This window comes from Venatorbacter sp. C2-1 (genome assembly GCF_022832715.1).
In the GTDB taxonomy this organism is placed as follows: Bacteria; Pseudomonadota; Gammaproteobacteria; order Pseudomonadales; family Oceanobacteraceae; genus Venatoribacter; species Venatoribacter alkanivorans.
The window spans coordinates 3,592,621-3,602,152 of sequence record NZ_CP094879.1 but is presented as its reverse complement, the minus strand read 5'-3'; the positions used below and the strand labels follow the sequence as shown (position 1 = coordinate 3,602,152).

Annotated in this window: 11 protein-coding genes; 7 read left to right on the top strand and 4 right to left on the bottom strand. The window is 52.6% G+C overall.

Annotated elements, in window-relative coordinates; all coding sequences use genetic code 11:
• The first annotated feature begins 1 nt into the window (after position 1).
• Positions 2-661, top strand: a complete 660-nt coding sequence (locus MT343_RS16200; RefSeq protein WP_145466504.1) for a hypothetical protein — start codon at positions 2-4, stop codon at positions 659-661.
• 341 nt (positions 662-1,002) lie between these two features.
• On the opposite strand, the gene MT343_RS16195 is transcribed toward MT343_RS16200, so the two are convergent.
• Both MT343_RS16195 and MT343_RS16190 read right to left on the bottom strand, forming a co-directional pair.
• Positions 1,003-1,230, bottom strand: a complete 228-nt coding sequence (locus MT343_RS16195; RefSeq protein WP_145466503.1) for a hypothetical protein — start codon at positions 1,228-1,230, stop codon at positions 1,003-1,005.
• Positions 1,231-1,252: 22 nt separating this feature from the next.
• Positions 1,253-1,885 (bottom strand): LysE/ArgO family amino acid transporter, encoded by a 633-nt coding sequence (locus tag MT343_RS16190; RefSeq protein WP_186435769.1) that lies wholly within the window; start codon positions 1,883-1,885, stop codon positions 1,253-1,255.
• 100 nt (positions 1,886-1,985) lie between these two features.
• On the opposite strand from MT343_RS16190, the gene MT343_RS16185 reads away from it, so the two are divergent.
• Entirely contained in the window at positions 1,986-2,873 is an 888-nt protein-coding gene (locus MT343_RS16185) for a LysR family transcriptional regulator ArgP (RefSeq protein WP_145466501.1), read from the top strand.
• Between the two features lie 113 nt (positions 2,874-2,986).
• Here the strand turns inward: MT343_RS16185 and MT343_RS16180 are convergent, their stop codons facing one another.
• Positions 2,987-3,427, bottom strand: a complete 441-nt coding sequence (locus MT343_RS16180; protein ID WP_145466500.1) for a CZB domain-containing protein — start codon at positions 3,425-3,427, stop codon at positions 2,987-2,989.
• A 158-nt stretch (positions 3,428-3,585) separates the two neighbouring features.
• Positions 3,586-4,521, bottom strand: coding sequence for a DMT family transporter (locus tag MT343_RS16175; protein WP_145466499.1), 936 nt, complete (start codon positions 4,519-4,521; stop codon positions 3,586-3,588).
• Positions 4,522-4,943: 422 nt separating this feature from the next.
• Between MT343_RS16175 and MT343_RS16170 the strand changes: the two genes are divergently transcribed.
• The 5 genes from MT343_RS16170 (at position 4,944) to ispF (ending at position 9,530) form a co-directional block, all read left to right on the top strand.
• The gene (locus tag MT343_RS16170; protein WP_145466498.1) at positions 4,944-6,572 is read left to right on the top strand and encodes a CTP synthase; all 1,629 of its coding nucleotides are present in this window, start codon (positions 4,944-4,946) and stop codon (positions 6,570-6,572) included.
• 41 nt (positions 6,573-6,613) lie between these two features.
• Positions 6,614-7,906, top strand: a complete 1,293-nt coding sequence (gene eno / locus MT343_RS16165) for a phosphopyruvate hydratase (RefSeq protein WP_145466497.1) — start codon at positions 6,614-6,616, stop codon at positions 7,904-7,906.
• A 101-nt stretch (positions 7,907-8,007) separates the two neighbouring features.
• Positions 8,008-8,325, top strand: a complete 318-nt coding sequence (locus MT343_RS16160; protein ID WP_145466496.1) for an FtsB family cell division protein — start codon at positions 8,008-8,010, stop codon at positions 8,323-8,325.
• Positions 8,325-9,038 carry a 2-C-methyl-D-erythritol 4-phosphate cytidylyltransferase gene (gene ispD / locus MT343_RS16155; RefSeq protein ID WP_145466495.1) on the top strand — a complete coding sequence of 238 codons (714 nt, stop codon included), beginning with the start codon at positions 8,325-8,327 and terminating at the stop codon, positions 9,036-9,038. Before MT343_RS16160 ends, ispD begins: the two co-directional genes overlap by 1 nt.
• Before the next feature lie 12 nt (positions 9,039-9,050).
• Positions 9,051-9,530 (top strand): 2-C-methyl-D-erythritol 2,4-cyclodiphosphate synthase, encoded by a 480-nt coding sequence (gene ispF / locus MT343_RS16150; protein ID WP_145466494.1) that lies wholly within the window; start codon positions 9,051-9,053, stop codon positions 9,528-9,530.
• Positions 9,531-9,532: the final 2 nt, after the last annotated feature.

Sequence of the window (9,532 nt, the reverse complement as noted above, 5' to 3'; positions counted from 1 at the left end):
CGTGTTTAATGAATTAAAGAAAAAAGCAGAAAATCACTTGCTTGAGGTTGAGGACTTAATTGAGCTGGCGGTTGCTAAAAACACCGATGCAATTCCTTTTTTAAGGGCGGCCGTTGAGGAATATCAATGGGATGATGTGGTGGCGGCAAAAACCTCAAATAAGGTGCCTTTAGCAACATGGGCAACTGTTGTGGTTGCTTATTTAGAGGGTGGATTTGATGGGCTTAAGCAATATGTAAGCTCGGATTCGGGTGAATACTTAGAGACATCAGAATTTGTTCTTGCTGTGTTGAGTGATATAAAAAGTAAGGAAACAATTAAGGGAATGATTACGTTGTTTGATGAGCTCATTGAAAATCCTGAAATCAATTATTCACTTTCTTTAAGGTTGGTAGATGCGATCAATCTATTGTTATCATTCCCTCCTTTAATGGAAATTGATAGTAAGGATAAGAATGCTTTGGGTGCTTTTGTTCATAAGTTTTTATCTCTGTATGGTGAGGAAGGCAGCTCAAGGTGTGCCGCTTTTTGTGCGTTAAGAGGAGTTGGTGACTTAGCGTCTATAGAGGTAGTTAAGTCCTACCCTAAATTAACTGGTTCATATGAGGGTGTTGAAGGTATTGTAATCAAGGCTATTAAGGCTCGAAATACAAAGGACTAATAGGACATATATAGATGCTCCCTCGGTGTCAAGGCAAAGCTCGCCTGTGGTGAATTAGTTCAGACCTGATCTGACACTTCTGATTGAAAAGAAGAAGGTTTCCCGTTTTGATAATGGTGTCGAATCAATATCTCAACAAAGGAAACTCTCTATGCCTGAGTCTCAGGACTAATAGGACACCCATCTTAGGAGCTAATTGGAGGAAATGGGCCGATTAAAATAATGAGCTTACTAAAGTTCATTGGTTGACTAAGCTGGGAGGGTTTGCGTGTTTTTGATGAATGTCGGAAACGAAAAAACTCAGGTTATACCTGATTTATGCGCGTGGTTGCGCTTTCTTATTAACCAAGCGCTGCTTTGCACCGGTTTAGTCCAGACGGTCGTTGATAATCCAGCTTTTCACAGGCATAGCGCAGCTGATGTTCATTGCCTGCGAAGGTGCTGAAGCACTGTTCGAACTGTCGCGTCATCGTCAGCCACTGATCTTCGTTAATTCCCGGTTGCTCCAGCTTTTTTGTGCTTTCGGATGGAATATAGCCACGTTTATCGTCGTGACAAAAGCTGGTCATTAAGCTGGAATATTTACAGTCCTTATCCAAACTGATGGCTGACCAGTGAGCCTGCAACCAGCAACATCACAACACCAATCACGCTGTCGAATATCCGCCACTGTTGCGGCGAGCTCAGATGAGTCCGCAGTTTTTTTGCTCCCAGCACCAGCGTAGAAAACCACAGGAAGGAGGCGAAGGATGCGCCGAGTGCAAACAGCAGTGGTAATTCCTGACGTGCCCCTACGCTGCCGATTAGTACGACGGTATCCAGATATACATGCGGATTAATCAGCGAAATAAGCATCGCCTGACCCGCGCTGCGCCAGGCACTTTCTGTGCTTGCTGCACCGGCGGCGACTAAGGCTCCGCCCTGATTTCCCCATGCCCGGATAAAAGCCTGCAGGGCCAGCCACAGCAAAAGGCCGACGGCAAACCAGGTAAATAATGGTACCAGTGCCGGTACCAGATCCTGCACGTAGTGCATAAAAAATACACCGGTAAAAATCAGTAACGTATCCAGACTGATACAGACGGCTGCGACCGCGCGCGGGTTTTCATTGCGCAGGCATTTATTCAGTACCCAGGCATTCTGAGCGCCGATGGCAACAATTAAGCCCATGGTCACGGCAAAACCGGTAAGCATTGAAGTCAGGTAGATGGGCAGGTGTTCCACGATGGTTTCCCGAAAGCTTTTATAAAGTGATGGCGCGCACAATAAGCTTTTGCTTATTATCATTCCAAGTAATAAATCTTATGGGATATAAGGCGTCCTTATGATGGATTATCGTGCTCTGGAAGCTTTGGTGGCCGTACTTGAATGCCGTGGTTTTGAGCGCGCAGCACAGCGGTTGAACGTCAGCCAGTCGGCGGTGAGCCAGCGTATCCGCCAGCTGGAATTTCGTCTGGGGCAGCCGGTATTGTTGCGCACCTCGCCACCAAGGCTGACCGATCTTGGCCAGCGCCTGACCAATCATCTGCAGCAGGTGCAGCAGCTGGAGCAGGGACTGTTGCTGCCGCAGGAAAGCGCAGAATCGGTAAAAATCCGACTGGCGGTGAATGCCGATACGCTGGATACCTGGCTGGCAGCAGCATTATTGCGCTGCGATGATTATGTGCAGATGGATTTTGATTTTGTTGTTGAAGATCAGGATGTTGGTCTTAAACGTATGCGTAACGGCGAGGTGATGGCCTGCATTTGTGCCACTGCGGCCCCGGTGAATGGCGGCCTGAGTCAACCCCTGGGGGTGATGCGTTATCGCGCACTGGCGAGTCCTGAGTTTATCCGCCGCCATCAGCTGAAGCGCAGCCAGAAAGCGATTGCACAGCTGCCCTGTCTGATTTTCAGCGGTGACGACCGTTTGCAGCATCGTTTCTTACAAAGCGTTTCGCCCGAGCATGCTGAACCACAGCGCACGCATCAATGTCCATCATCCGGTGGTTTTGTGCGCATGGCTCTGGCGGGGATCGGTTACGGTATGATTCCGCAGGTACAGGTGGCGGAGCATATTAAGTCGGGCGAATTACGCGATGTGGTGCCGGGCTATCATCTGGATGTGCCTTTGTACTGGCATTACTGGCAGACCGAAAGTTCGCTGTTAAAAAATCTGCGCACGGCGGTTGTAGCGGAGGCGAAAAAGATTTTGCTGCCGCTTAAACATTAAGGTTAAGCCAGCTCAACTGCCGGCTTCGGTTAAAATTAAGCGTGATATTTCATATTGTGTGCGGGTAACAACAGCTTTTGGCGCAATGGAGAATCTTTGTTACCCGCGCTGATTTATGCCGGCTCCGGCATTTGCTCGATGGTTTTCTGCAGTTCATCAATTGCGGCGAGCAATTCTTTTGAGGTGGCGCTCAGCTGATCCATGACCGGGCGTGCTTTATCAATGCAGCGCTGGCGATGGCGGGCGTCACTGCCAAAGAGCCAGCTGAACGTACCCGACTTCTTCTCCAGCATAATGTCGAAAATTTCCCGGTAAAGCTGATGCAGCCGTTCATGCAACGGATCAATCTGTTGATAGCCCGGAATGTGTTTCAGCGCCTGCATCTGCCCGAAGTACCATTGCCCGAACTGGCAATCAGTGTGATTCATGGGGGCTTTCTCGCTGATATTATCGAGATGGTTGGGTGCAGACAGAATTGATTGTGCATGAGCCTGCCAGCGGAGATGGCCGGTACGCGCCTGGCGCAGTTGCTGGAGCGTTTCATTTTTGTTCATTGTGTTCTCCTGATCGGCGGATCGTCTTACCGCTATTGTTGACTGTCTTCAAATCCGAATCTGCGACTGTCATATTATCAGAATCGTTAAGAATATTTCTGTCGCAGCTGTTGTGCTTTATTGCAATACGTTGCAATTCTGATCTGGAAAAGGGGTTGTTAACGCTGTAGCCGGCTGACACCAAACATCACCAGCGCCATACCGGCGGCGGTCAGCCAGCCAAAGGGTTCGCCAAGAAAAATAATGGCCATCAGTGTGGTGGCCACCGGGCCTATCGTACCGCTGACGCTGGTTTTCGCCGGGCCGATGCGTTTAATAGCTTCGCTGACTAAAAACGAAGGTAAAACGGTGGCGAATATGGCCAGCACAATGGTGCCCAACCAGCGGGTGCTGTCCATTTCCGGCAGGCTGACGCCATAACTGATGCCGTAATGCAGCATGGTGGCCAGCGCCGCCGATCCCATCGCAATACTGGTAAACAACAGGCTGCCCATATTGCCGATGGCGTTTTTGCTGAACAGAATATACAGCGAGAACGACAGGGCGCTGGCGAGTATCAGCAATGTACCTTTGGTGGTGGCGATATTGTCGGCGGCAAACTGCAGATCCTGTCCGTATACCAGTATCAGGCCAACGTAGGTCAGAATCAGCGCAACAATATGATGGCGCTGAAACGTCTGACCAAAAAATAACGCGCCGAGAATAATCACCAGCGTCGGATAGGCGTACAGCATCAGCCGCTCAAGCTGGGCGCTGACATATTCGAGCCCGCGCAAATCCAGATAGGACGCCAGCCAGTAGCCGAGCAGGCCAGTGCCGGCGGCTTTTAACAGCTGCAGCGCAGTCGGTTTTACCGGCAGACGCTTCCAGGCCAGCCAGCCGACAACAACATAGACCGGCATCGCCAGCATCATACGCAGCCACATTAATGGCAGTGCGGTCATGCCCAGGTCGTACAGCCATTTGATGATGATGGGCTTGGTAGAAAACAGAAATGCAGCGCACAGTGCCAGCATCAGGCCGAAGCGGGCTGGGGTTGTGTCTGTGTCGGTTGTTGATGCCGGTATGGGTGTGGCGGGCTCGGTGGCAGCCATGGTTCTCTCCCTGATGGTAAAAGAGGCTGCGGTCTGGGTCGGAGGGGGCTGGCTTGTATAAGGGGGCTTCCCGGCGACGGAGATCCGCAGCCGGTGGGTAAATCAGTTTAAAATCAGACTGTTAACCCGACGGCCGCGCAGGCAGATAGCCACCACTGTTTACCCTTGCTCAGGGATACAGAGACGGCGTGCAGATGTTTGTGCATCTGTTGGCTGCGGAAAGCGTAGCGGGTTGTAGTCATGATAAATTCCGGTCAGTTCCGGTAACTCTTTGTAAGCTGTCAGACTAACAGAGAAAAATGGCTGCTGGAAAGCGCCTTTTGATTTTACCCGGATAGCCTCTTCTGGTATTCTGCCCCCCCATCTTGAGCGAAGGTTCTGTGCCTTCCGTTTTGTATCCATTTCTGTCTCGCGGACCTTCTATGACACGATTTATCTTCGTCACAGGTGGTGTTGTTTCTTCATTGGGGAAAGGCATCGCTTCTGCATCTCTGGCTGCCATTTTGGAAGCCCGTGGCCTTAAGGTCACCATGCTCAAGCTGGACCCGTACATCAACGTCGATCCGGGCACTATGAGCCCGTTCCAGCATGGCGAAGTCTTCGTAACCAACGATGGTGCGGAAACTGACCTCGATCTGGGTCACTACGAACGTTTTATCCGTACCACCATGTCACGCCGCAACAACTTCACTACCGGTCGTATTTACACCGATGTGCTGGCGAAAGAGCGTCGCGGTGATTATCTGGGCGGTACCGTGCAGGTGATTCCGCACATCACTGACGAAATCAAACGCCGTGTACTCGAAGGCGCCGAAGGTTCTGATGTGGCGCTGGTGGAAATCGGTGGCACCGTAGGTGATATCGAATCCCAGCCATTCCTTGAAGCTGTGCGTCAGATGAAAGTCGAGCTGGGCTCCAAGCGCGCTCTGTCGCTGCATCTGACTCTGGTTCCGTACATCGCTACCGCGGGCGAGACGAAAACCAAGCCGACTCAGCATTCTGTTAAAGAAATGCGCACCATCGGTCTGCAGCCGGATGTACTGATCTGCCGCTCCGACCATAAGATCGACGCCTCTGCACTGCGCAAGATTGCACTGTTCACCAACGTTGAAGAGCGTGCCGTAATCCCGCTGGAAGACGCCGATACCATCTACAAGATCCCACGCATGCTGCACGATGCCGGCCTGGACGATCTGATTGTTGAGAAATTCGATCTGACCTGTCGCGAAGCAGACCTGTCCGAGTGGGATGTTGTGGCTGATGCCAAACTGAATCCGGAGAAAAGCGTCACTATCGCCATGGTCGGTAAGTACATGGATCTGCTGGATGCCTATAAGTCATTGATCGAAGCGATCGATCACGCCGGTATTCACCACAAGGCCAAAGTAAACATCCGTTATATCGATGCCGAAGACGTTGAGCGTAAAGGCGTTGATGTTCTGGCGGGCGTTGATGCCATTCTGGTGCCGGGTGGTTTTGGTAACCGTGGCGTTGAAGGCAAAATCCGCACGGTGCAGTACGCCCGTGAAAACAAAATCCCATACCTGGGTATCTGTCTGGGTATGCAGGTGGCGGTTATTGAATTCGCCCGTAACGTGGTCGGCTGGGACGATGCACAGTCAACCGAATTCAGCAACGATACCAAGCATCCGGTGGTTGGCCTGATCACTGAATGGCAGGACGCTTCCGGTAATGTTGAAACCCGCAGCGAAGATTCTGACCTCGGCGGCACCATGCGTCTGGGCGGTCAGGAATGTGTGCTGACTCCGGAAACAACCACCGCCAAAGCCTACGGTAAAGAACTGATTGTTGAGCGCCACCGTCACCGTTACGAAGTGAACTCTTCACTGGTGCCGGAACTGGAAAAAGCCGGTCTGCGTATTGCCGGTCGTTCTGTCGATGGCGAGCTGGTCGAAGTTGTGGAAGTACCGGATCACCCATGGTTTGTGGGTTGTCAGTTCCACCCAGAATTTACCTCGACTCCGCGTGATGGACACGGCCTGTTTTCGGCCTTTATCGCTGCGGCGTTTGATTACAAAGATTCCCATTAATTTAAAAATAGAAAGCCTCTGTTTTCTGGAGACAACCAACTATGGCAAAGATTGTTGATATCAAAGCACGTGAAGTGCTGGACTCCCGCGGTAACCCGACCATTGAAGCGGACGTTATCCTGGAAGGCGGTTTTTTCGGTACAGCCTGTGCACCAAGCGGCGCTTCTACCGGTACCCGCGAAGCACTGGAACTGCGTGATGGCGACAAAAGCCGTTACCTGGGCAAAGGCGTACTGAAAGCCGTTGCCAACGTAAACAACACCATCAAGCCTGCCCTGGTTGGTATGGATGCTCTGGACCAGCGTGCGCTGGACAACAAGATGCTGGAGCTGGACGGTACTGACAACAAGTCTGTACTGGGCGCCAACGCCATTCTGGCGGTTTCTCTGGCGGCTGCCAAAGCGGCTGCTGCGGCCAAAGGTGTTGAACTGTACGTTCACATTGCCGATATCAACGGTACTCCGGGCGTTTACTCTATGCCGGTACCGATGATGAACATCATCAACGGTGGCGAGCACGCCGATAACAACGTCGACATTCAGGAATTTATGGTGCAGCCGGTTGGCGCGCCGTCTTTCGCTGAAGCGCTGCGTTGCGGTGCCGAAATCTTCCACGCGCTGAAAAAAGTACTGTCTTCTCAGGGCCTGAACACCGCCGTGGGTGACGAAGGTGGTTTCGCACCTAACCTGGCCTCTAACGCCGATGCACTGGCTGCGATCAAAGATGCCGTTTCTGCTGCGGGCTACGAGCTGGGCAACAACGTGACTCTGGCACTGGATTGTGCGTCTTCTGAATTCTACAAAGACGGCAAGTACGACCTGAAAGGCGAAGGCAAAGTCTTCACCTCTGAAGGTTTCTCTGACTATCTGGCTGAACTGTGCGACCAGTACCCGATCGTTTCTATCGAAGACGGTCAGGACGAATCTGACTGGGCTGGCTGGAAATACCAGACTGAAAAACTGGGTGCCAAAGTGCAGCTGGTGGGTGACGATCTGTTCGTAACCAACACCAAGATTCTGGCAGAAGGTATTGAGAAGGGCATTGGTAACTCCATCCTGATCAAGTTCAACCAGATCGGTTCTCTGTCTGAAACTCTGGACGCCATCAAAATGGCGAAAGATGCAGGCTACACCGCTGTGATCTCTCACCGCTCCGGTGAAACCGAAGACAGCACCATCGCCGATCTGGCGGTAGGTACTGCGGCGGGTCAGATCAAGACCGGTTCCCTGTGCCGTTCAGACCGTGTGTCCAAGTACAACCGTCTGCTGCGTATCGAAGAGCAACTGGGTGCCAAAGCACCGTACAAAGGTCGCTCTGAGATCAAAGGTCAGTAATACTGGCTGAACACAAAAAACGGGCTTAATTGCCCGTTTTTTGTTAATGAAGAGCCATACGACGACACCATGAGCGATGCTACCCTGACCGGGAAACGGATATGTCAGACAAACTTATGCCTCATTTTCGCCTGCTGATCTGGCTTGTGCTGCCGGTACTGCTGTTGCTGGTGCTGCAATACCGCATCTGGCTGGATGACAGCGGTGTGGTTGCCAGCCGCCAGTTGCAGCAGCGTATTGCTTTGCTTCGCGAGGATAACGAGGTGCAGCAAAGTGAAAATGACGCTCTGTTGGCTGAAGTTGAAGATCTGCGCCACGGCCAGACGCTGCTGGAAGAAAAAGCCCGCGAAGATCTCGGTCTGGTGCGCGATGGCGAAACCTTTATCCTTTTTGTAGACCCTCCTGCCGGCAAACAATAATGACCACTGCGCGTTACTTTCCTATTTTGCCCGCCGCCGGTGTTGGCAGCCGTATGCAGGCCGACCGGCCGAAGCAGTATCTGCCGATTCAGGGACGCTTTCTGCTGGATTGCACCCTGGATGCGATTCTCAGTTACCCCGAATTTGAGCAGGCGGTGCTGGTGTTATCGGCCGATGATCCTTACTGGCCGGACAGTGAATACGCCAGTGACGAGCGTATTATCCGCGCTGCCGGTGGTCGTGAGCGCTGCGATTCGGTACTGAACGGTCTGGCCGCACTGCAGGGCATTGCAACAGAGCAGGACTGGGTGGTGGTGCATGATATCGCCCGGCCCTGCCTGCGCCATGGCGATCTGGATAAGCTGCTGAGCGAGCTGGCCGACCCCGGCGCCATTCTGGCTGCGCCAACCCGCGACACCATGAAGCGTGGGGTGCTGCGCGACGGCAAAGTTGTGATTGAGCATACCGTTGAGCGTGAGCAGCTGTGGCATGCATTAACGCCGCAGGTATTCCGTTATGGTCAGCTGCAGCAGGCGTTAACCGCCTGTCTGGCACAGGGTCTGACGGTCACCGATGAAGCGTCCGCGATGGAGCAGCAGGGTTGTCAGCCATTGCTGGTGGCTGGCCGCTCCGACAATATTAAAGTGACGCGGCGCGAAGATCTGGCGCTGGCTGAGCTGTTTTTATCCACCTCTTTATCTCCACATTCCTGAACGAGAGTTGTTATGCGCATTGGTCATGGCTTCGATGTACATGCTTTTGAAGACGGCGATTTTATTACTCTGGGCGGCGTGCAGATTCCGCACAGCCACGGCCTGAAAGCCCATTCCGATGGTGATGTGGCTCTGCATGCGCTGGCTGATGCACTGCTGGGCGCGGCAGCGCTGGGCGATATTGGCCAGCATTTTCCCGATACCGATGATGCCTGGGCCGGTGCTGACAGCCGTGTACTGCTGCGCCATGTGGTCGGGCTGATCCGCGATAAAGGCTATCAGGTGGGTAACGTGGATATCACCATCATTGCTCAGGCGCCGAAGATGGCACCGCATATTCAGACCATGCGCGAGTGCATTGCCGCCGATCTGAATGTGCGTCTGGATGATGTGAACGTCAAAGCCACCACCACCGAAAAGCTAGGGTATGTGGGGCGTAAAGAAGGTATTGCCGTACACGCGGTGGCTTTACTGATCACTGCCGCCCGCTGATT